Raw genomic sequence first — 19,557 nt, 5'->3', positions numbered from 1 at the left:
GTTCAGCGCCTGCGCGAGACTCCCAGCTCGATCAGGTAGCGCTTCGTCACCCGGCCCCCGTACCGCCCGTCGATCAGCTCCGCGATGCAGTCCAGCAGCCCGCGCCGGGCGGCCTCGGGGAGCGCCCGGTGACCGGAGTACGTGCGGAGGACGTCCAGGTACTGGGCCGTGGTGTACGTGACGTCGTGCTCGTAACGCCGGAAGACCGTCGGGCCGAAGCGGCCGCTGTGCGCCACCTCCTCCGCGTGGTCCGCGTTGCCGACCTCGGCGGCGGTGGGAGGCCGCGTCCCGGGCTTCGTCGCGGGGTCGAAGCGTTCGTAGCAGCGCTGGACCTCCACGAAGAACTCCTCGGTGCCGCCCCGCACATGCTGGGTGCGCACCACGGCGAGCGCCCCGCCCGCCCGCAGTGCCTCGGCCGCCTTCGGCACGCGCACCGCGGGGTCGATCCAGTGGAACGCGGTGACGACGAGCACGGTGTCGTACGGCTCCGCAGGCAGCGGCCAGCTTTCGAACGCGGCCGTCACCACCTCCACGTCCGGCGCCCCGGCCAGATTGCGCCGGGCGACCGCGGCCATGCTCGGACCCGCCTCGACGGCGGTGATCCGGCACCCCCGCCCGGCCAGCGGCACCGTGGCCTGCCCGGTCCCGCAGCCCACCTCCAGAACACGGCTGCCGGCCCGCGCCCCGGCGAGCTCCGCGAGGTCGTCGTAGAGCGCCGCCGGATATCCCGGCCTGGCCCGGTCGTACAGCTCCGCGTCCTCGTCGAACGTCTGCCGCAGCTGTTCCCGCAGGGAGTCCTCGGGGCTGTCGTCGCGGGGTGCGGGCGTGGTGGTACCAGACATACGGAGCAGGCTACGGGCGCCCGCTGGGCACCGTCAGCCCCGCGCCCCGCACAGCCCCGCCTCCACCGCGGCCTCGACATCGTCGTCCTGGGCCTCCGTGCCGCCCGGGTCGAGGTTCACCATGACCGAGGTCTGCCGGCCGTCCACGGTGGCGCCCCCGGCGGTCTGGAAGCCGAAGATGTCGCCGCCGTGGCCCCAGTAGGAGCCGCCGCACGGCAGCCACCGGCGCTCCAGGCCCAGGCCGTACGCCCGGCCGTCGCCCACCGGACGGGCCTTCATCATCTCCCCGAGCTGCGCCGGTTCCAGCAGCCGGCCGCCCAGGAGGGCCCCCAGGAACCGGTTGAGGTCGGAGGCGCTGGAGACCATCTCGCCGGACGCGCCCGCGACCGACGGGTTGATCGCGGTGGCGTCCATGAGCGGCGCTTCCTCGCCCGGGCGTACGTAACCGCGCGGATGCGGGCCGGGGATCGCCGGGTCGTCACCGGGCACGGAGGTCGCCGTCAGGCCGAGCGGCTCGATGATGCGGCGGCGGATCTCCTCCCCGTACGGACGGCCCGTCACCTTCTCGATGAGCATCCCGGACAGCAGGTAGTTCGTGTTGGAGTAGTCCCAGCCGTGCCCGGGCCGGAACGTACGGGGCTGGTCGAGCGCCAGGTCCACCAGGTCGCGGGTGTCGTGGTGGGCGAGCGGGTCGGCCAGGACGTCCTGCGGGTTGAGGAAGTCGAGATAGTCGGGCAGGCCGCTGGTGTGCTGGAGCAGCCGCCGTACGGTGACGCCCCGCCAGTCGCCGGGGTGGTCGCGGACGACGTCCGGAAGGTACCGCTCCACGGGCGCGTCGAGGGCGACGCGGTCTTCGCCGACGAGCTGGAGCACCACCGTGGCCACGAAGGGCTTGGTCATGCTGCCGATCCGGAAGCGGCTGTCCCCGCGCACCGGCGCCCCGCTGTCGATGTCCGCGACACCGCCGGTCAGTACGGTGTTGCCGCGTCGGCCGCGCGCTTCGGCCAGCGCCCCGGGGGCGCCGTCGACGGTGGTCAGCCGGTGCAGGACGGCGGGGAGCCGGGCGGTGGCCGCTGCGGCGGGCCGCTCCGCCGCGACCGCCGCACCGCCCGACTGCGTTCCCGCCGCCACGCCGAAAGCCACGGCCAGGGCGACTGCGCCGGACAGCGTCCGCTTGTGCTTGATCATGGGTCTCCTCCGTCGCGCGACCCCGTCACCGCGAGGCCGTCTTCCGTGTGACCTCACGATGTCCGAACGGCCCCGGCCGCCACGATGAGGCGATCATCCGGATGTCCGGTGGGGAAAACCCCCTGCCGCGGTCCGGGTTGTCTTCCAGCCGGCCGAGGTATTTAATGAATGAACGAGCATTTATTAATGAGGAGCTGTGAGCGATGGGGCGCCCCCGAGGGATCGAGGATGCGGTGATCCTGCGTGCGACGGCCGAGGTGATCGGCCGGGTGGGTCCTGCGGGGCTGACCCTGGCCGTGGTGGCGCGTGAGGTGGGGCTGGTGCCCGGAACGCTCGTGCAGCGCTTCGGCTCCAAGCGCGGGCTGCTTCTGGCCCTCGCCGAGCGGTCCGCGAAGGATGCGGAGGCGCGGTCCGGCACGGGACGCGGGGCGCACGAATCGGCGCTCGGCGCGCTCGCGGCGCTGATCCTAGAGCCGATGGCGTTGATGGACACGCCCGAGACATACGCCAACCATCTGGCATTTCTGTGCATCGATCTGACGGATCCGGAGTTCCGCCGGCACGCACTGACCATCCACCAGGCCCAGAGCCGGGCCGTCGAAGGGCTCCTCGCGGAGGCCCTGCGCGCGGGGGAACTCCGCGCCGGAACGGATACCAGGGCCCTGGCGGGGTCCGTACAGGCGATCACCTCCGGTGCCGGCCTGTTGTGGGCCCTCGACCGCAGGGGAACGCTCGCCCAGCGAGTCCGTGCGGAGCTCGACCACCTGTTGTCCCCTTACCGACGCTCCGATACGGAGGAAGCATGACCATCGACGCACAACCGCTGGCCGGGCGGGTGGCCCTGGTCGCCGGTGGCACCCGAGGCGGCGGGCGGGGCATCGCTGTCGAACTCGGGGCCGCGGGCGCGACGGTGTACGTCACCGGCCGCAGCAGCGCGGCCGGACGCTCCGACCTGGACCGTCCGGAGACCATCGAGGAGACCGTCGAGATGATCGCCGCCGTCGGCGGACGCGGCATCCCGGTCCGTACGGACCACAGCCGCCCGGACGAGGTGCGCGCGCTGGTCGACCGGATCGCGGCCGAACAGGGCGGGCGGCTCGACATCCTGGTCAACTCCGTCTGGGGCGGAGATCCACTGACCGACTGGGAGCGTCCGCTGTGGGAACAGGACCTCGACACGGGCCTCCGGCTCATGCGGCGGGCCGTGGAGACCCATGTGATCACCAGCCGCTTCGCGCTGCCGCTGATGGTCGCCCGCAGGAGCGGTCTCGTGGTGGAGGTCACGGACGGTAACACCGCCCGCTACCGGGGCTCGTTCTTCTACGATCTCGCCAAGTCGGCGGTGATCCGCCTTGCCGTCGCTCAGGCTGCCGAGCTGAAGGCACATGGCGTCGCCGCCGTGGCGATCACGCCGGGCTTCCTGCGTTCGGAGGCGATGCTGGAAGGCTTCGGTGTCACCGAGGCCAACTGGCGGGACGGCGCGGCCAAGGACGCGCACTTCGCCTACTCGGAGACCCCGGCCTATCTCGGACGGGCTGTGGCCGCGCTGGCAACTCCCTGGCCCAGACCGGAGCGAGGACCGAGGTGAACGCCGCGTCCAGCAGGTTGGTGACGCCGATCATGACGATGGCCGTGAGCAGGAGCGGCTCACCGCGCAAGAAACTGAAGCCCTCACCGAAGCGCCGCCAGTAGCCCGGCTCCGACTCCTCGGGCGCGTCGGGGGCATCGTCGGCGGTGCGCCCCGCACCACGCGGCAGCGCGATCCGGATGACCACCGACCCCAGGGCGAAGCAGCCCGCGTTGACGGCGAGCGCGGCCAGCGGGCCCAGCAGTGCCACCAGGGCGCCGCCGAGCGCCATGCCGACCGTGGAGGCGAGCCGCTCGATCACACCGGACAGGCCCGTGGCGCGCTCCAGCGGCACCCGGCCGCGCTCGGCCGCTTCCGGAACCATCACTTCCTTGGCCAGGTCGCCGGGGCCCCGGGCCGCCCCGATCAGCGCGACCAGCCCCAGCAGCAGCGGGAAGGAGAGCACGACCAGGACGTGCAGAACGGGAATCGCGACGGCGGCGGTCGCGCTGGCCAGGTCGGTGGTCCAGGAAACGGCCCGCGGCCCGGTCCGGTCCACCAGCGGTCCGGTGAACGCCTTGACCACCACGTAGGGGGCCATCTCGCAGAAGGCGACGAGCCCGGTGCGGCCGGGGCTGCCGGTCGTGACGAGGACGAACCAGGGCAGCGCCACGACGGAGATCCGTGTGCCGGTCAGCGACATCGCCATGGCCGCCAGCACCCCGACGAGCGGCCGTAAGGACCTTGTGGCCGATATGCCGCCGCTCTCCGACGAGCCCCCGGTCATGACGCGGGTCCGTCTTCCGCTTCCGGGGGCACGGGGTACGGCGACGCGCCGGGCGCGTCCAGTTCGGGCAGGACATACGCGATCACGGCGACCCGCTCGGCACCTTCGGGGGCGCTTGCCGCGGCACCCGGGTCGTCCCGCCGGTAGCGCGCGACGACCTCCTTCAACTCCCGCTCCAGGGAACCGGATTCCTCGGGCGTGAGCCGCAGCGCCCAGTCGCTCATGTCGAAGGAGTTGCGCCATGCCGGGGGCATCGTCAGAAGCTCGTTCAGCGTCTGCTGCAGGCGGAGGGTGTGGATGGCCGCGACGGACTGAAGATAGGCCAGGACCGCTTCCGGCTCCCGGTCGGCCAGCTCCGGGTCGTTGAACCAGATGGTGCGGTGCACCGAACGCCACCAGCGCTCGCGCGCGTTGCCGAGTCCGGCGTCCTCCTCCACGAAGCCCGTCGCGCCCAGCTGCCGCAGGTGGTAACTGGCCGTCCCCGAGTTCACCCCCAGCCGCTCCGCGAGCCGGGTCGCCGTGGAGGGACCGTACTTCCGCAGCAGTCCGATCAGTTGTACGCGAACCGGGTGGGCCAGGGCGCGCAGTCCCTTGGCGTCCAGAACGACGGAGTCCTTGTCGACGGCCGGGTCGTCCGGCCCCTTCGCCACATCAGCCATGCGGCACACGATAGACCGCAAAGAGTTCTTCGCAAAGAGTCATTCGCGAAGAAATCTTTGCGAACAACTCTTTGTGAAGGGCGTCGGCCCGTAGTACGAGTCGCGCCCCGCCCATGCGACCGTGGAGGGACCACGTCGCATCCCAGGGACGGATGTTGGGGTGTCGGACCCCCGCCTAGCGTTCGGGGCATGAGAACTCGTCACCGCGCCCTGGCCGCCTCGCTCCTCGTCCTCGCCCTGGGGGCCACAGCCGCCGTCCCGGCCGTCGCCGCCCCGCAACCCGCCTCCGGCGCGACCGTGTCCGGCGTCCCCGCCCCGCGGCTTCGGCTCCCCGCCCCGTCCGGGCCGCACGCCGTCGGCGAGGACACCGTGCACCTGCGGGACACCGGCCGCGCCGACCCGTACGCACCGGAGGCGGGCGCACGCGAGCTGCTGGTGTCCGTGTTCTATCCGGCGCGGGCCGGGACCGGGGTGCGTGCCCCGTACATGAGCGTGCGGGAGGCGGAACTGCTCCTGGAGTCCAAGGGGTTGGGTGGCGCCGTCGCGCCCGGGGTGATCGGGGCCACCGAGACGTACGCGCGTACCGGTGCGGCGCCCGCGCGCGGGCGGTTTCCGCTCGTCGTGCTGTCGCCCGGGTTCGGGCAGGGCCGCTCCACGCTGACGGCCCTCGCGACGGACCTGGCGTCCCGGGGGTACGTCGTCGCGGCGGTCGACCACGCCCACGAATCCCTCACCACCGTCTTCCCGGGCGGGCGCGCCCTGCCCTGCGCCGCCTGCGACTACGTGGAGCGGGCCGGTTACGAGGGATATGCGGAGGTCGCACGGAACCGGGCCAAGGACGTCCCGTTCCTGCTGGACCGGCTGACGGGCGCTCACCCCGCCTGGCGGTACGCCTCGATGATCGACCGGCGGCGCATCGGCATGGCCGGGCACTCCATCGGCGGCAACTCCGCCGCGTCCACGATGGCCGCCGACCGGCGCGTGCGCGCGGGCGTGAACATGGACGGGACCTTCTTCGATCCGGTCCCCGCCGCAGGGCTCCGGGGCCGCCCGTTCATGATGCTCGGCACCGAGGCGGACCACGCGTCCGGCGGCACCTCCGACACCACGTGGGACCGCGACTGGGCGCGCCTGGACGGCTGGAAGAGGTGGCTCACGGTGGCCGGAGCCGGCCACTTCACGTTCACCGACCTGCCTTTGCTCGGTGCGCAGTTGGGCATTGACGACCCCTCCGCACCGCTGCCCGCCGACCGGTCCGGCGCCATCACCCGCGACTACGTCGCCGCCTTCTTCGACCTCCACCTCAAGGGCGTACCGCAGCGTCTGCTCGACGGCCCGACGCCGGGCAATCCGGAGGTGGCGTTCCAGGCGCCCGCGCGGTAGCGAGCGGTCGCGCGACGCGGGGACCTCGATTATTACGCCGTAATAATCGAGGTCCCCGGGCGCGGGATCAGACGGCGCCCGCCGTCTCCGCGGTCGGCTCGTTCGGTGCGGCAGCCGGCTTGACGTGCTCGTTGACGCGCTTGCCGAGCAGGATGAAGAGCAGGATCAGCCCCACGGTCAGCAGGATGTGGCCGAGCCCGGCGGTCAGCGGCACGGCCTCCGCGATGTGGTCCTCGTCGCGGCCGAGCACCGTCAGGATGCCGTGGACGCCCATCATCGCCGTCGAGATCGCGATGCCGATGTTGTAGAACCAGAAGAACGCGGTGAACAGCTTCGAGCCGGACAGTCCGAAGACCTTGTCCAGCGCGAGGACGATCAGGAAGACGAGCATGCCCAGCGCCAGCAGGTGCGTGTGCATGAGCGCCAGTTGCGTATCGCCGTGGAAGTCCTTGATTTTCGTGAACTCCCGGTAGAACAGCCCCGAGATCACTCCGACGATCATGTAGACGTGTGCTGCGTAATACGACTTCCGCATGGCGGAGTTCGCCCCCTGGGTCGAATACCGTATTGATCGCGGCCATTCAAGCACCAGGTCCCGTGCGCAACGGCGTTTCACGCAGCTCGCCGGGGAACTTCGCGAGCGGGCCTCAAGCCGCCTTCGAGCGCGTCTCGTACGCGGTCGGACGGTCGGTCCCGCCCGACTCCGGGATCAGAAGTGCGTGCTGATCCCGAACGCCTCGCGGAGCTGCGCCATGTCGTGGAGATCCCGGTCCCTGGGCTCGTAACCCTGGTGGAAAAAGACCTGCTGCGCGGCGGACAGGCAGGGCACGGGGCGGCCCCCGACGCTGCCCGTGACAAAGCAGTCGGCCGGATACACGAACGGCTCCCCGGGCTCCAGCGACTCCTGGAGGGCTCCCCCGCCGACGCCGAACACGAGCGGATGCAGATCGATCTGACGTCCCCTCGCATCCGAGACGACGAACCGCACGGGCCGCCAGTCGAGCGTTTCGGCGAACCCGGCCGCGGCAAGAGCGGCGAGGACCGCCGGCTCCTGCTCCAGGCGGTGCATCAGGTCCAGATCCCGGTGCTCCCGGGTCCGGCGCCCCACCAGGGCGTCGATGCCCCAGCCCCCGCCGACCCAGACCTCCGCACCGGCCTCCCGCAGCAGGTCCAGGATCTCCAGCACATCGTCGCCCGTCATGCCGTCCCCTCGCTTTCCAGGTGTGCGGTCCCGCCCCACAGCCGCAGGTCCATGCGGCGGCCGTCGCCCTCCCAGTGGGAGAGCGAGGCGTTGGGCACCGGCGGCACGGCCTCGGGAGCCGGCGTGCCGAGGCCCGCCAGGGCGAAGCGGACGGCGACGACCGCCGCGTCGTGCGCGACGAGCAGCACGCGCCGCCCGGGAGCGGCCCGCTCCAGATCGGCGAGGAACCCGCGCACCCGCAGGGCGACATCGGCGAGCGATTCCCCGCCGGGCGGGCGGTAGAACCACTCGCCCAGGCGGTCCCGGCGGGCGGCCTCCTCCGGGTCCCGCGCCGCCTGCGCGGCCGGCGGGTACAGCTCGAAGACGCCCATCTCCCGGTCCCGCAACCGCTCGTCCACCAGAAGCGGAAGCGGAGCGACGCCCTCACCGGCCGCGTACCCGGCCATCGCCTGCCAGGTCTGCCGGGCCCGTACGTACGGCGAGCAGACGACGAGGTCCAGCTCACCGGCGTACTCCACGAGCCACCGCCCGAGCGCCCGTGCCTGTGCCTGACCGAGGGCGGACAGCGGTACGTCGCGGTCCCGGCCCTCCAGAGGCGCCGCGCCCGCCCCGGCGAAGGCGACGTTGGCGGTGCTCTGCCCGTGCCGGACCGCCCACAGCCCGCCGAGCGCGTTCGGCACGGCGAGGGGCGCCCCGCCCGGTTCCCCTTCGGGACGCCAGGGCGCCGCCTCGCCGCTTCCCCGTACCGCGTCTGTCATGCCGTCAGGGTAGGGCCCGGGGTCACGCCGTGGTCGAAGGCTTTTCGCGCAGGGCGTCGACCACCGCGCGCTCCAGGACCGCCGAGGTGTTCGTGACGGTGCCCTTCCGGCCCATGGCGGTGTCCCGGACGAGGTAGGTCCGCTCGCCCAGGTACGCCAGGCTCTTCGCGTCGAAGATCCAGGCGGTGCGCCAGCCGGCGCGCTCGTTGTCGCGGGCCACGCCGATGCCGTGCCGGCCGGCCGCGTCCACCGCGTCCGAGTCCACGCTCACGCCCGGGATCCTGGCCGCGGCCTTGTACAGCGCGGCCGCGGTCCTCGGCGGCATCAGGGTCTCCCGCAGCAGCTCGCCGATGGCCTCGAAGGCGTCCTGGTCCGGGTCCCGCTCGTCGGCCGGGGTGTCGCGGGCGTCCTGGTCCGCGGTGATCTCGGCGCCGAGCCTGCGGAGGAGGGCGTCGGGGTCGGTGGGCAGGGAGGCGAGCCAGGTGTACGTGGGCCGGTTGAGGCCCGCCGGGTAGCCGACGGGCTTCTCGCCGTCCGGGACGCCGACCTCGATCGGGTAGTACCTGCCGTCCTGGTGGATCAGCCCCTCGTGGATCACCGGTCCGGACTTCTGCGCCATCCAGACCTCGCGCTCACCCGGCCTGCCCAGCTTCACCGGCCCGCCGAACGTGCCCGTGTTCTCGGCCTGCAACGTCCTGACGTACACGTACTGCGCGTCGGTGACCTCGATCGCGTCGCTCTTCGACGCGACCGTGGCGATCCGGTCCAGCAGCACGGTCGCGCCACGCGGGGCCGGGGCCGTGGCGGCGGTGCGGGGGGCCTCGTCCCGGCCGGTCACGGCGAGGGTGGTGAACAGGACCCCGCCCAGGGCCAGCCCGGCGGCGGGCAGCAGGACGGCGGGGCGCAGGAGGCGGGGGCGGGCGGTGGCGCGGTCGCCGTCCTGGTCGATCAGCTGCATCAGTGTTTCCTTGTGGTGGAGATGGCGCCCCGGGGGCAGATCCCGTTCGGCCGGGGCCGGCAGCAGCCGGGCCAGTTCCTCGCGTTCGGCCCCGGTGGGGCCGGAGGGACGGTCGTTCATCGGGCTTCCTCCTGGATGGGCAGGGCCACGAACGCGGCCCTGCCCTGTACCTCTCCGCGACGGGGGCGGGGTTCCCCGGCGTTGTCGTTGCGTTCCCGGGCCAGCCGGTCGTCAGTGAGCCGCCGCAGCCGTTCGCGGGCGCGGGACAGCCGCGACCGCACCGTGCCCACCGGGACGCCGAGCGCCTCGGCGGCCTCCGCGTAATCCAGGCCGGACCAGACGCAGAGGGCCAGCACCTCGCGGTCCTGGCGGCGCAGTCCGTCCAGCGCCTGCCGGACGGCGGCGAGCCGCCGGGCGTCGTCCACCTGGCCGGCCGTGGCGTCGGCGATGTCCGCGACGGGCTCCGGGGCGGGGCGGCGGGCCAGGAAGGCGAGGCGCCGGCCGGTGCCCCGGTTGGCGTTGCGCGCCTTGTTGGTGGCGATGCCGAGCAGCCACGGCAGCAGCGAATCGCCCTCCGGCTCGACGGACTGCCGGGTGCGCCAGGCGGCGAGGAAGGTCTCGGACATGACCTCCTCGGCCGCCGACCAGTCGCCCGTCAGCCGGTAGGCATGGTTGTAGACCGGCCGCGCGTACTCCTCGTAGAGCGCGGCGAACGCCTGGCGGTCGCCCGCCCTGATGCGTGTGCGCATACGCTCCCGGTCCTCCTGATCATCACATCTCACACCTCTACCTCTCCGCCCGGTGCGGCGGGTTCCCGTGACCCCCGCCACACCGGGCGGGCGTCAGACGGCGGCGGTCGGCGCGAACTCCTCCGGCAGCCGCGGCGGAGTCCCCTGTGTCCACACGATCCGCAGCGCGCTGGCGGAGATCCGCCAGCCGTCGGCCGTCCTGACCAGCTCGGTCTCCGCGTGCCCGGCGGAGACGAAGACATCGTCCGGGCCGCCCGCGAGGACATGGGTGCTCAGCTGGGCACCACGAACCGTCGCCCGGTCGCCGTCGATCTCGATGACACCGTTCGTACCGAAATGCACGGTCCGGTCGAAGAGCGCCATGCCCTTTCGCACCCGGTCCAGCACGGCATCGCGCCCGTGGACGGTGCCCACGGGCATCTCGGCGGTGACGTCCTCGGTGTGGAAAGCGCGAGCCCACTCGTCGTCAAGGACTCCGTGGTCCAGGGAACGGAGGTAGCGGTCCAGGAGATCGGTGATCTCGGCACGGTCGGTCAGGTGTCGCAGCCGCCGCCGCGCTTCTTCGGTATCCATGGCACAAGCCTCACCTCTCAAGCGGACTTGAGGTCAAGGCGCTGCGTTGTCAGACCCCCCTGGGATGCTCCGGGTATGGAGACGGAGACCCAGACGGTGCCCGGGATGACGGTGCAGCTGACGATCGACTGTGCCGATCCGCGGCGGATGGTGGCCTTCTGGACCGAGGCCCTGGGGTACGTCCCCGAGCCGCCGCCGGAGGGGCATGCCAGCTGGCGTGCCTACTGGGAGGACATGGGGGTGCCCGAGGAGGAACTGCCGCCCGGTGCCGGGGACGTACCGGAGTCGATCGTCGACCCCGCCGGGCACGGGCCGCGGGTGTGGTTCCAGAAGGTCCCGGAGGTGAAGGCGGTCAAGAACCGGTGGCACTTCGACCTCAAGGTGGGCGGGGGCCGTGACGTCCCGCTCGACGTCCGCAAGGAGCGGGTCGACGCCACGGTGGCGCGGCTGGTCGGGGCCGGTGCCACGGTGACGGAGGTCAGGGACCTGCCCGGCATGGAGTTCTACGCCACCGCCATGCGGGACCCGGAGGGCAATGAGTTCGACGTGGTGTGACGGCCACGGTCACCGCCGCTCGCGCACGGCGGTGACCGTCGGTTCGCCCCGGGTGCTCTTCCGGGTGCTCAGAGGATCTGAATGCTCTTGATCCGGGGCGGGTTGTTCGGGAACGTGATGTCCGTCCAGCGGTTGATCCGGACCGAGTCCCCGTTGACGTCGTAGTAGATGAGGTCGTTGTTGCCGGTGACGATCCGGTCGGCCCACCAGCCGCCGAAGTCGGTCCGGCCCGCGTTGGCGTAGCAGTCGACGCTCTGACGGCCGTCGAGGTGGGAGTAGATCTTCAGGAAGTCCGCGCCGCCGACGCACTCCACGTGGTCGATGGCGTAGGCGGACCCTACGGGGACGGCGACGGTCAGCGAGGCCGCGGCGGTGAATGCCATGGCCAGGGAGCCGAGGATCCGCTTGCCCTGTGCGATCACGGGATCTCCTTCGTACGTGTCCGGGCCGGGGCCCGGCCGTGTCGGTGACGTGGCGCCGTGACGAACGGGCGCGCTCCGCCGAGCCGGTGGCGACTCGTTGACGATCTTGTAGCCGTGGCACCGGCGGGCGCGGCAGGCGGAGCGGCGCCGCCGGTTTTCGACCCGATCGGGCGAGGGCGACGGCTACCGTGCCCCGACGTCGTACGTGACCCCCTCGGCGACCGCCCGCAGCTTGTCCGGGTTGGCCACGTTGTGGATCGCGGTGATGCGCCCCCGCGCGTCGAAGTCGAAGGTCACCGTGGCGATGACACGGTCCGGGCCGCTGAACACCATGCCCGGACCGCCGTTGACCTCGACGAGTTCGGCCCGCATGTCCGCCGGCTCGACGCCCTGGTAGGCGACCGTGCCGATCGCCGAGAACCAGCCGGCCACCGTCGCCGCGCCGGTCACCGGGCGCAGCGCCTGGCGGACCTTGCCGCCGCCGTCGGTCCACAGGGTGACGTCGGGGGAGAGGAGTTCGAGGAGCGCGTTGACGTCACCGCCCGTCGCGGCGGCGTGGAAACGTTCCGCCGCCTCGCGCTGCCGCGCCCGGTCCGCCTCGAAGCGCGGGCGCCGGGCCCGCACATGCTCACGGGCGCGGTGCGCGGCCTGCCGCACCGCCGCCTCGGAACGCTCCACCGCCTCGGCGATCTCGGCGTGGCTGAAGGCGAACACCTCCTTCAGCACGAACACCGCGCGCTCCAGCGGGCTGAGCGTTTCGAGGACCACCAGCATGGCCATCGACACCGACTCGGCGCCCAGCGCGGCCGATTCGGCGTCCGGGACGGGCTCGGAGGGGCCGCCGCCGGTCAGGATGGGCTCCGGCAGCCACGGTCCGACGTACGTCTCCCGCTTGTACCTCGCGGAACGCAGCCGCTCCAGCGCCTGGTTCGTCACGATCCGGGTCAGATACGCCTTGGGGTCGGCCACCTGCGAACGGTCGGCGGCGGACCACTTGAGCCAGGTGTCCTGGACGCAGTCCTCGGCATCGGCGGCGGTGCCGAGGACGCGGTACGCCACGGAGAACAGCAGCCGCCGGTACTCCAGGAAGACGTGCTGGCCGGGATGAGGGGAACGGTCGGTGGTGCTGTTCACTTGTCTCCTCGGATACGGGTGAAGCGCCCTCCGCGCGGCCAGAACGCTCCCGACGCGGGCATCTTCTTCATACGGCCGTACGTCGGCCAGGGCGAGGCTGTCACGGTCTCCTTGTACCGGACGGCCACCGCCCCCACCAGGCAGATCCGGCGCGGGCTGTCGTCGGGCCGGGTGAACTGCACGACCGCGTCGCCCCGGCCCAGGCTCACCGGCGTGTGGTAGTAGCCGAACCGGAAGGGCTTCGGCTGCTTGCCCATGAGGACCCGGTCGATGGACAGCGCGGCGTGCACCCCGGTCGGCATGCCGCCCTGGCAGGTGCCGTGCATGACCCCGTAGCCCTGGCGGATCGCGGCCGCGTCGCCGACCACGTACACCTCGGGGTGCGAAACGGAGCGCAGCGCGCGGTCGGTGACGACGCGTCCGTGCTCGTCCACCTCCAGGCCGGCCGCTGCGGCGAGCGGTGCCACCCGGGTGCCGCCCGTCCACAGGACCGCGTCGGCCGCGATGCTCTCGCCGCCCGCCAGCTCCACCGAACCGGCGAGCACCTTCGCCGCGCGAACGCCGCTGCGCACCCGCACGCCGAGCCGGTCGAGCGCGGCCCTCACATGTGCCGCCGCCTTGGCGTTCATCGCCGCGCCGGGCTCCTCGCCGCCGAGCAGGACGACGTCGAGGCGGGGGTACTGCTCGGCGATCTCCGCCGCCGACTCGACGCCGGTGAGTCCGGTGCCGACGACGACCACGGTGCCGGTGCCGCGCTCGCGGCCTCCGTCGCCTTCGCTGCCTCCGCCGCCTTCGCCGTCGAGGGCGTTCAGCCGGTCGGCGAGCAGTTGCGCGTCCTGCGCGCCGTTCAGCGTGTACGCGTGGTCGTCGGCGCCCGGGACCGCCGAGGTGTCGGCGGTCCCGCCCAGCGCGTACACCAGCGTGTCGTAGGACAGGACGCGCTCGTCGTCGATGCGTACGGTCCTGGCCCCGGCGTCCACCGCCGTCACCCAGCCCCGTATGAACCGTGCGCCCGTGCCCGCCAGCATCTCCGGGACGCTCAGCGAGTCGAGCGGGTGGCCGGCGGCGGTCATGTGCAGCCGCATCCGCTCGGTGAACCGTTCCCCCGCGTTCACCACGGTCACCCGCACCGCGCCGCTCCGCTTCCCGGTCCGGGCCGCCAGTTGCACGGCGGCGGCCATGCCCGCGTATCCGGCACCGAGAACCACCACGTGGTGGGTGTTCTCCGTACGGGTCTTCCGCTGTGTGCTCATGGCCGGTCCTTCCCTCGCTGTGTGCTGACGACCAGGGGATGGGGGCGGGGGGTGCGGATGTGACATGGCTCGAATGTGGTGTGCGCCACACGCGGCAGGATCAAAGAGGCTCGATACATTCCTTGACAAGAATATTCGTTTGGGAGAATACTCGTTGTCATGGAAGACGATCCCCTCCTGGCCGCGCTCACCGCACTCGCCGATCCGGCGCGCTGGCGGCTGGTCGGTCTGCTGGCCGAACAGCCCCGCTCGGTCGGCGTGCTCGCCCAGCTCGCGGACGCACGCCAGCCGCAGACGACCAAGCACCTCCAGACGCTTGAGCGCGCCGGTGTCGTGACATCGCGGCGCACCGGTCAGCGCAGGATCTACGCCCTGCGGCCCGGCCCCCTGCGCGACCTCGCGGCGGCGCTCGGCCGGCTCGCCGACGACGCCGGCCAGGACACCGGGCCGGGTGCCGCCGGGTGGTCACCAACATCGCCCTCTCCCTCGACGGCCGCTACGCGGCGCCGGACAACCCGCAGGACATGAGCTGGGTGATGCCCTACGCCGTGACCGACGTGGCCCGCGACCACCTCACCAGCCTCTGGGAGCCCGCGACGACGGCCCTGCTCGGCCGGGTCAACGCGGAGGGCTTCCTCGGCTTCTGGCCGACCGTCATCGGCATGGAGGGCGCCGACCCGCGCGACGAGGGCTTCGCCAAGTGGCTCGTGGACACCGACAAGGTGGTGCTCTCCGCCACCCTCGGCGAGGCCCCGTGGGAGCGGACGACGGTCGCCGACCGGCCGGCCGCCGAGGTGGTGGAGGACCTCAGGGCCGCCGAGGGCGGCGACATCCTCGTGCTCTCCAGCGCGAGCGTCATCAAGGCCCTGCTGGCGGCCGACCAGGTCGACCGCCTCGCCGTCACCGTCTTCCCGGTCTTCCTCGGCGGCGGCCCGCACCTCTTCGAGGACGGCCTCAGCCGTTCGGTGCCGGTGGCCCGCTCCTCGATGCGCGGCAGCAGCCCCATCCGCTCCGAGATGTCTACGGCGGGCCGGAACAGATCGACCGCGTGGCCGCCGGTCGTGCGCGGCGCCGGGGCGCGCTCCACGACGGCCACCTCGAAGCCGTACCGGGTGAGCCAGTGGGCCAGCACCGGACCGGCGATCCCGGCCCCGGAGACGAGAATCCGCACGACGCCCTCCCCTCACCCGTGGAGCGCGGCGAAGTCGAGCAGGGGCCCGGCGACCCGGGGCGGGTCCTCCAGGATCGGCGAGTGCCCAAGACCCGGCAGCAGCTCCACCCGGGCGCCCGGGACGGCGCGGTAGTCGGCGGCGGACGAGGAGCGCCAGCGGCGGTCGTCCTCGCCGAAGAGCACCAGCAGCGGCTTTCCGGGCACCGCCAGGCGCTCCGGCAGCGCCCGCTCCTCCAGATAGGCGCGGGTGGCCCGCATGGTGGCCGCGAAGGAGTGCGGCGTCATGGCGCGCACCTCGCCGAGGAGCGCGTCCGGCACCCGGTAGCCGGGGCGGCTGAAGCCCGTACTGGCGAACTGCCGGATCTGCTCGTCGCTCGGCGGCCACTGCGCGGGGGCGGCGGCGCCGGAGCCGGTGGCGATGAACGCGCCCAGGCTCGGCCCGGTGTTGACGAGCACGAGCGCGGACACCAGTTCGGGGCGCTCTTCGGCGAGGGCCGTCGCGGTCACCCCGCCGCTGGAATGGCCCACCACCACGGCCCGCCCGGCACCGAGCCGGTCCAGCACCTCGCCGGCCCGCCGCGCCTGGTCCGGGATCGCGTAACGGTCCTCGTCCGGCTTGTCCGACCGGCCGTGCCCGAGCAGATCGACCCGGACGACGCGGTGGGCCCCGGACGCCGTCAGCAGGGGCACGAGCGCGTCCCACGAACGCGCCGAGGATGCCGAGCCGTGGATCAGCAGGAGCGTGGGGGCCTCGCGCGGTCCGTCCTGGCACACATGGAGGGTGTCGCCGTCGTCCAGCGTGAGGAGCGATGAATCGGTGGTCCCGGAAGCAGTCATGCCCCCACTGTCCCGACCGGCGCCGCCCGCGTATTGAACGAATGTTCCGGCCGGTCCGGCTTCCCCGTCGTGGCGTCCTCGTAGCATGGAGGGGTGCCCACGTTCATGCACGGTACGGCTGTGTGGGACGTCGCCCGTCCGCAGCGGCCGAGCCGGGTGGCAGGAGTCGCCATGGCCGGGTTCGGCGTGCACGACCTGGACGCGTTGCGCATGGTCCCGCACCCTGCGGTCACGCTGCTCCTCGAATTCGGCGCCGGTACGCCCGTCCTCGACCGCGCCACCGGTGAGCAGCGGCGCGGGTGCCTCGTCGCCGGGCCCGGCCTCGGGGCCGGAGGAGCGGTGCGGGTGCGCGGGGAGAACGTGGAGTGCGTGCAGGTGCGGCTCTCCCCGGTGATCGCCCGCGCGGTCCTCGGTGTGGAGCCCTCCGAGCTCGACGGTGCCGTCGTCCCGCTGGATGCCCTGTGGGGCCGCGAGGCGTCCCGGATCCGCGAACGGCTCGGCGAAGCCCCGTCCTGGCAGGCCCGCTTCGCGCTCGCGGACGCCCTGATCACCCGCAGGTACGCGGCCGGGGCCCCGGTGGACCCGGAGGTGGCGCGGGCCTGGCAGCGGCTCACCGACGGGCGCGGCCTGCCCCGGGTCGAGGAGCTCGCCGCCGACGTCGGCTGGAGCCGCAAGCGGCTGTGGTCCCGCTTCCGCTCCCAGCTCGGCCTGCCGCCCAAGCGCGCGGCGACCCTGGTCCGCTTCGACCACGCCGCCCACCGCCTGGTCGCGGGCGAGGGCCCGGCCCGGGTGGCCGCCGACGCGGGGTACGCCGACCAGTCCCACCTGCACCGCGACGTCATGGCGTTCACCGGGGCCACCCCGGCGGGGCTGGCCGCCGAACCGTTCCTCGCCGTGGACGACCTCGCCTGGCCGGGGCGCTGAGGGGACGTCGAGGCGGCCCGAGGACGCGGTGGGCGGCCGCCGGAGCATGAGGTCCGGGTGGACCTTGGGGTCGGGGGAGAGCCCGGCGGCGTAGCCGGCCGGGCTCTCCCGGGAGGCAACCCCAGGTGAGAGTGAGAGAGGCGAGTTCACCGATACTTCAGCGGGCGCGGTACGCAACAGAACGTCTGCCGCCCCACGACAGGATTTTCCTCAGGAAGGCTGAACGCGGTGACGACCGTCGCATATCAGGGTGAACCCGGCTCCAACTCGGCGACCGCCGCGCGCGCCCTGTTCCCGGACGCCTCTGAGCACCCCTGCACCGGCTTCGAGCAGGCCCTCGACGCCGTGGCCCTCGGCGACGCGGACCTTGCCGTGATTCCGGTGGACAACTCCGCGGCCGGACGCGTCGCCGACGTGCACCACCTGCTGCCGGAGTCCGGGCTGTTCATCGTCGGCGAGTACTTCCTCGCCATCCGTTTCGACCTGATGGGCGTCGCCGGCGCCATCCTCGACCAGGTGGAGTGCGTCCGCAGCCACGTGCACGCCCTGGGGCAGTGCCGCAAGCTGCTGCGGGAAGGCGGCTGGCGGACCCTGGTCTGCGACGACACCGCCGGCGCGGCGCGCGAGGTGGCCGAGCTGGGCGACGCGCGGCACGCGGCACTCGCGCCCCCCGCCGCGGCCGGGCTGCACGGTCTCGACGTCCTGCGCGCCGGAGTCGAGGACGACCCGGAGAACACCACGCGGTTCGTCGTCCTGTCCCGCACGCCCGCTCCCGCCCCGGACCCGGGGCAGCCGACCATGACGAGCCTGTTCTTCAGCGTGCGCAACATCCCGAGCGCGCTCTACAAGGCACTCGGCGGCTTCGCCACCGGCGGGGTGAACCTCACCAAGATCGAGAGCTATCAGATCGGCGCGGGGCTCAACGCCAGCCGCTTTTACGTCGAGGCCGAGGGCCACCCCGACGAGCAGCGGGTCGCCCTGGCCCTGGAGGAACTGCGGTTCTTCTCCTCCGAGGTGCGCATCCTGGGCGTCTACCCGGCGCATCCCCACCGGCTGAAGCGCTGACTGACCGGGGACCCGAGAGCGGTTCGGGGAAGGGCCGCCGGCCCGAGTACGACATTTTCGGTCAGCCGCTCGCGGGTCCATCGAGCGCGGAGAGCACGTTCCGCAGTGCGGCCCGCGAGGTGATGCCCAGCTTGGGGTGGAGCCGGTACAGGTGCGTGCCGATGCGCGGTGCGACAGGACCGGCCGCCCGGCGATCTGCACCCGGGCCTCCGACGTGGCTCGCAACCGCCGCAGACGCTCGCCGTGGGCGAGGCGGACCCGCGCCCCGTCAGAGGTGGCCGGCGTCGACCACGGCCTGGGCGAATGCGGTGGGCGCCTCCTGCGGCAGGTTGTGGCCGATGTTCGCGACCGTGCGGTGCGCGTAGGGGCCGGTGAAGTGGAAGCGGTAGCCCGAACCGTCGCCGGGCGGCGGGGTGAAGGGGTCGAGCGCGGCGTCGAGGGTGACGGTGGGCACGTGGATGGCGGGCTGGGCGGCGAGCAGCTTCTCGTGGCGCGCGTACCGGGGATCCGTGTCGACCAGGCCGATGCGCCAGCGGTAGTTGAAGAGCACGATGGCCGCGTAGTCCGGGTTCTTGAACGCCTCCGCCGTGCGGTTGTAAATGGCGTCGTCGAAGTCCCAGTTGGGGGAGACCAGGGTCCACACGTAGCGGCACAGCGCGAGGCGGCTTTCCTCGGCCTCCATGGCCGCCTTGCCGCGCGGGGTGGCGAAATACCACTGGTACCACCAGGTGCGCTCGACAGCCGGGTCGGCGGGTGCGGCCTGCATCCTGCGGTCGGTGATGAGGTAGCCGCTGGTGGAGACCATGGAGGTGACCCGCTCCGGCCACAGGGCGGCGATGATGTCGGCGGTGCGCGAGCCCCAGTCGAAGCCGGCCAGCGCGGCCTTCTCGATCTTCAGGGCGTCCATCAGGGCGATGACGTCCAGCGCGATGGCGGACTGCTCGGCCGTGCGCGGAGTGCGGTCGGACAGGAAGGTGGTGCTGCCGTGTCCGCGCAGGTACGGGACGATGACGCGATGGCCCAGGTCGGCGAGGAGCGGGGCGACGTCGACGTAGCTGTGGATGTCGTACGGCCAGCCGTGCAGCAGGATGACCACCGGGCCGTGGGCGGGGCCGGCCTCGGCATAGCCGACGTTCAGGACACCTGCCTTGACCTGCTTGATCTCGTCGAAGGACGTGTGGGTGCCCGGGGTGACGGCCGGGACGGTGGGAACCTGCGAGCCGCCGCCCGGCCGCCCGTGCGAGGCGGTGGAGGCGAACGCGTCGCTCCCCGGGCCCGACAGCGAGACCGCGGTCGCGCCGGTGCCCAGGCCGACGGCCTTGCTGAAAGTGCGCCTGTTGATCATGTCAAACCTTCCTTCATACGTTTGAGCGTTCATACGTTGTCCGGCTTGCACTGCCTGCGGTGGCGCTTGCACCTGCCGTACGGAAGTGCCGGGCCGCGAGGGCATGGTGACCCTTGCACAGAGAATCGTCACCTGTCCAACAGGTGACGCCATGCGCGTGGCGGCGCCGCTGCGGCGGCGGCCCGG

General features: G+C 72.6%; 20 protein-coding genes and 4 pseudogenes. 8 read left to right on the top strand and 16 right to left on the bottom strand.

Translation table 11 applies throughout. The features are described from left to right. Positions 1-2 precede the first annotated feature (2 nt). On the bottom strand, positions 3-842 hold the full coding sequence (locus tag ACFZAT_RS31330) for a methyltransferase domain-containing protein (protein ID WP_391268948.1): 840 nt from the start codon (positions 840-842) through the stop codon (positions 3-5). A 33-nt stretch (positions 843-875) separates the two neighbouring features. Continuing rightward, complete coding sequence (locus ACFZAT_RS31325) at positions 876-2,030, bottom strand: serine hydrolase (protein WP_391268947.1); 1,155 nt, start codon at positions 2,028-2,030, stop codon at positions 876-878. A 203-nt stretch (positions 2,031-2,233) separates the two neighbouring features. Here ACFZAT_RS31325 and ACFZAT_RS31320 point away from each other — a divergent pair, with 203 nt between their 5' ends. Continuing rightward, positions 2,234-2,836 (top strand): TetR family transcriptional regulator, encoded by a 603-nt coding sequence (locus ACFZAT_RS31320; protein WP_391268945.1) that lies wholly within the window; start codon positions 2,234-2,236, stop codon positions 2,834-2,836. After that, positions 2,833-3,618, top strand: coding sequence for an SDR family oxidoreductase (locus ACFZAT_RS31315; RefSeq protein ID WP_391268943.1), 786 nt, complete (start codon positions 2,833-2,835; stop codon positions 3,616-3,618). The genes ACFZAT_RS31320 and ACFZAT_RS31315 overlap by 4 nt, the downstream gene beginning before the upstream one ends. On the opposite strand, the pseudogene ACFZAT_RS31310 reads toward ACFZAT_RS31315, so the two are convergent. Both ACFZAT_RS31310 and ACFZAT_RS31305 read right to left on the bottom strand, forming a co-directional pair. Continuing rightward, positions 3,584-4,384: pseudogene (locus ACFZAT_RS31310) on the bottom strand (MFS transporter); the annotation flags it as partial. The gene ACFZAT_RS31315 and the pseudogene ACFZAT_RS31310 sit on opposite strands and share 35 nt — an antisense overlap. Continuing rightward, positions 4,381-5,043: a helix-turn-helix domain-containing protein gene (locus tag ACFZAT_RS31305; protein ID WP_391268941.1), complete on the bottom strand. Its 663-nt coding sequence runs from the start codon at positions 5,041-5,043 to the stop codon at positions 4,381-4,383. The gene ACFZAT_RS31305 and the pseudogene ACFZAT_RS31310, both read right to left, overlap by 4 nt. A gap of 189 nt (positions 5,044-5,232) precedes the next feature. Between ACFZAT_RS31305 and ACFZAT_RS31300 the strand changes: the two genes are divergently transcribed. Further along, positions 5,233-6,426, top strand: coding sequence for an alpha/beta hydrolase family protein (locus ACFZAT_RS31300; protein ID WP_391268939.1), 1,194 nt, complete (start codon positions 5,233-5,235; stop codon positions 6,424-6,426). 67 nt (positions 6,427-6,493) lie between these two features. Here ACFZAT_RS31300 and ACFZAT_RS31295 read toward each other — a convergent pair whose 3' ends face one another. From ACFZAT_RS31295 to ACFZAT_RS31270, 6 genes are all read right to left on the bottom strand, one after another. Continuing rightward, entirely contained in the window at positions 6,494-6,961 is a 468-nt protein-coding gene (locus tag ACFZAT_RS31295; protein ID WP_391268938.1) for a DUF2871 family protein, read from the bottom strand. A gap of 174 nt (positions 6,962-7,135) precedes the next feature. Next, a complete protein-coding gene (locus ACFZAT_RS31290; RefSeq protein WP_391268937.1) occupies positions 7,136-7,627 on the bottom strand; it encodes a nucleotidyltransferase domain-containing protein in 492 nt (163 codons plus the stop codon). Next, on the bottom strand, positions 7,624-8,385 hold the full coding sequence (locus ACFZAT_RS31285; RefSeq protein ID WP_391268935.1) for a histidine phosphatase family protein: 762 nt from the start codon (positions 8,383-8,385) through the stop codon (positions 7,624-7,626). The genes ACFZAT_RS31290 and ACFZAT_RS31285 overlap by 4 nt, the downstream gene beginning before the upstream one ends. Before the next feature lie 22 nt (positions 8,386-8,407). After that, the gene (locus ACFZAT_RS31280) at positions 8,408-9,463 is read right to left on the bottom strand and encodes a CU044_5270 family protein (RefSeq protein ID WP_391268934.1); all 1,056 of its coding nucleotides are present in this window, start codon (positions 9,461-9,463) and stop codon (positions 8,408-8,410) included. Then, positions 9,460-10,092 carry a sigma-70 family RNA polymerase sigma factor gene (locus tag ACFZAT_RS31275; protein ID WP_391268932.1) on the bottom strand — a complete coding sequence of 211 codons (633 nt, stop codon included), beginning with the start codon at positions 10,090-10,092 and terminating at the stop codon, positions 9,460-9,462. Before ACFZAT_RS31275 ends, ACFZAT_RS31280 begins: the two co-directional genes overlap by 4 nt. Positions 10,093-10,185: 93 nt before the next feature. Continuing rightward, a complete protein-coding gene (locus tag ACFZAT_RS31270) occupies positions 10,186-10,665 on the bottom strand; it encodes a nuclear transport factor 2 family protein (RefSeq protein ID WP_391268930.1) in 480 nt (159 codons plus the stop codon). Positions 10,666-10,740: 75 nt separating this feature from the next. Between ACFZAT_RS31270 and ACFZAT_RS31265 the strand changes: the two genes are divergently transcribed. After that, on the top strand, positions 10,741-11,220 hold the full coding sequence (locus ACFZAT_RS31265) for a VOC family protein (RefSeq protein ID WP_391268928.1): 480 nt from the start codon (positions 10,741-10,743) through the stop codon (positions 11,218-11,220). Between the two features lie 68 nt (positions 11,221-11,288). Here the strand turns inward: ACFZAT_RS31265 and ACFZAT_RS31260 are convergent, their stop codons facing one another. From ACFZAT_RS31260 to ACFZAT_RS31250, 3 genes are all read right to left on the bottom strand, one after another. Beyond that, positions 11,289-11,642, bottom strand: coding sequence for a beta/gamma crystallin domain-containing protein (locus ACFZAT_RS31260; protein ID WP_018105894.1), 354 nt, complete (start codon positions 11,640-11,642; stop codon positions 11,289-11,291). Between the two features lie 183 nt (positions 11,643-11,825). Further along, positions 11,826-12,776, bottom strand: coding sequence for an RNA polymerase sigma-70 factor (locus tag ACFZAT_RS31255; protein WP_391268925.1), 951 nt, complete (start codon positions 12,774-12,776; stop codon positions 11,826-11,828). Then, on the bottom strand, positions 12,773-14,029 hold the full coding sequence (locus tag ACFZAT_RS31250) for an FAD-dependent oxidoreductase (RefSeq protein WP_391268923.1): 1,257 nt from the start codon (positions 14,027-14,029) through the stop codon (positions 12,773-12,775). Before ACFZAT_RS31250 ends, ACFZAT_RS31255 begins: the two co-directional genes overlap by 4 nt. Positions 14,030-14,188: 159 nt before the next feature. Between ACFZAT_RS31250 and ACFZAT_RS31245 the strand changes: the two are divergent. Both ACFZAT_RS31245 and ACFZAT_RS31240 read left to right on the top strand, forming a co-directional pair. After that, positions 14,189-14,485 (top strand): annotated as a pseudogene (locus tag ACFZAT_RS31245) (ArsR/SmtB family transcription factor); the annotation flags it as partial. Positions 14,486-14,490: 5 nt separating this feature from the next. After that, positions 14,491-14,985, top strand: a pseudogene (locus ACFZAT_RS31240) (dihydrofolate reductase family protein); the annotation flags it as partial. Here ACFZAT_RS31240 and ACFZAT_RS31235 read toward each other — a convergent pair. After that, positions 14,964-15,161 (bottom strand): annotated as a pseudogene (locus tag ACFZAT_RS31235) (FAD-dependent oxidoreductase); the annotation flags it as partial. The pseudogenes ACFZAT_RS31240 and ACFZAT_RS31235 overlap by 22 nt on opposite strands. A 51-nt stretch (positions 15,162-15,212) precedes the next feature. Further along, positions 15,213-16,037 carry an alpha/beta fold hydrolase gene (locus ACFZAT_RS31230; RefSeq protein WP_391268921.1) on the bottom strand — a complete coding sequence of 275 codons (825 nt, stop codon included), beginning with the start codon at positions 16,035-16,037 and terminating at the stop codon, positions 15,213-15,215. Positions 16,038-16,130: 93 nt separating this feature from the next. On the opposite strand from ACFZAT_RS31230, the gene ACFZAT_RS31225 reads away from it, so the two are divergent. Together ACFZAT_RS31225 and ACFZAT_RS31220 are read left to right on the top strand one after the other, a co-directional pair. Further along, on the top strand, positions 16,131-16,961 hold the full coding sequence (locus ACFZAT_RS31225; protein ID WP_391268918.1) for a helix-turn-helix domain-containing protein: 831 nt from the start codon (positions 16,131-16,133) through the stop codon (positions 16,959-16,961). 228 nt (positions 16,962-17,189) lie between these two features. Next, positions 17,190-18,026 (top strand): prephenate dehydratase, encoded by an 837-nt coding sequence (locus ACFZAT_RS31220; RefSeq protein WP_391268916.1) that lies wholly within the window; start codon positions 17,190-17,192, stop codon positions 18,024-18,026. A 268-nt stretch (positions 18,027-18,294) separates the two neighbouring features. Here ACFZAT_RS31220 and ACFZAT_RS31215 read toward each other — a convergent pair whose 3' ends face one another. Next, a complete protein-coding gene (locus ACFZAT_RS31215; RefSeq protein WP_391268915.1) occupies positions 18,295-19,371 on the bottom strand; it encodes an alpha/beta fold hydrolase in 1,077 nt (358 codons plus the stop codon). Positions 19,372-19,557 lie beyond the last annotated feature (186 nt).

The sequence above is a fragment of the Streptomyces sp. NPDC008163 genome, assembly GCF_042956885.1.
GTDB classification, from domain to species: Bacteria; Actinomycetota; Actinomycetes; order Streptomycetales; family Streptomycetaceae; genus Streptomyces; species Streptomyces drozdowiczii_A.
This window is presented reverse-complemented; position numbering and strand designations above follow the sequence as displayed.

Bases quoted from the DNA above. Each gene is read 5' to 3' on its own strand.
- ACFZAT_RS31295 (WP_391268938.1), bottom strand. From the start codon at position 6,961: ATGCGGAAGTCGTATTACGCAGCACACGTCTACATGATCGTCGGAGTG.
- ACFZAT_RS31300 (WP_391268939.1), top strand. From the start codon at position 5,233: ATGAGAACTCGTCACCGCGCCCTGGCCGCCTCGCTCCTCGTCCTCGCC.
- ACFZAT_RS31330 (WP_391268948.1), bottom strand. From the start codon at position 842: ATGTCTGGTACCACCACGCCCGCACCCCGCGACGACAGCCCCGAGGAC.
- ACFZAT_RS31290 (WP_391268937.1), bottom strand. From the start codon at position 7,627: ATGACGGGCGACGATGTGCTGGAGATCCTGGACCTGCTGCGGGAGGCC.
- ACFZAT_RS31250 (WP_391268923.1), bottom strand. From the start codon at position 14,029: ATGAGCACACAGCGGAAGACCCGTACGGAGAACACCCACCACGTGGTG.
- ACFZAT_RS31285 (WP_391268935.1), bottom strand. From the start codon at position 8,385: ATGACAGACGCGGTACGGGGAAGCGGCGAGGCGGCGCCCTGGCGTCCC.
- ACFZAT_RS31215 (WP_391268915.1), bottom strand. From the start codon at position 19,371: ATGATCAACAGGCGCACTTTCAGCAAGGCCGTCGGCCTGGGCACCGGC.
- ACFZAT_RS31325 (WP_391268947.1), bottom strand. From the start codon at position 2,030: ATGATCAAGCACAAGCGGACGCTGTCCGGCGCAGTCGCCCTGGCCGTG.
- ACFZAT_RS31275 (WP_391268932.1), bottom strand. From the start codon at position 10,092: ATGCGCACACGCATCAGGGCGGGCGACCGCCAGGCGTTCGCCGCGCTC.
- ACFZAT_RS31280 (WP_391268934.1), bottom strand. From the start codon at position 9,463: ATGAACGACCGTCCCTCCGGCCCCACCGGGGCCGAACGCGAGGAACTG.
- ACFZAT_RS31305 (WP_391268941.1), bottom strand. From the start codon at position 5,043: ATGGCTGATGTGGCGAAGGGGCCGGACGACCCGGCCGTCGACAAGGAC.
- ACFZAT_RS31315 (WP_391268943.1), top strand. From the start codon at position 2,833: ATGACCATCGACGCACAACCGCTGGCCGGGCGGGTGGCCCTGGTCGCC.
- ACFZAT_RS31230 (WP_391268921.1), bottom strand. From the start codon at position 16,037: ATGACTGCTTCCGGGACCACCGATTCATCGCTCCTCACGCTGGACGAC.
- ACFZAT_RS31270 (WP_391268930.1), bottom strand. From the start codon at position 10,665: ATGGATACCGAAGAAGCGCGGCGGCGGCTGCGACACCTGACCGACCGT.
- ACFZAT_RS31320 (WP_391268945.1), top strand. From the start codon at position 2,234: ATGGGGCGCCCCCGAGGGATCGAGGATGCGGTGATCCTGCGTGCGACG.
- ACFZAT_RS31265 (WP_391268928.1), top strand. From the start codon at position 10,741: ATGGAGACGGAGACCCAGACGGTGCCCGGGATGACGGTGCAGCTGACG.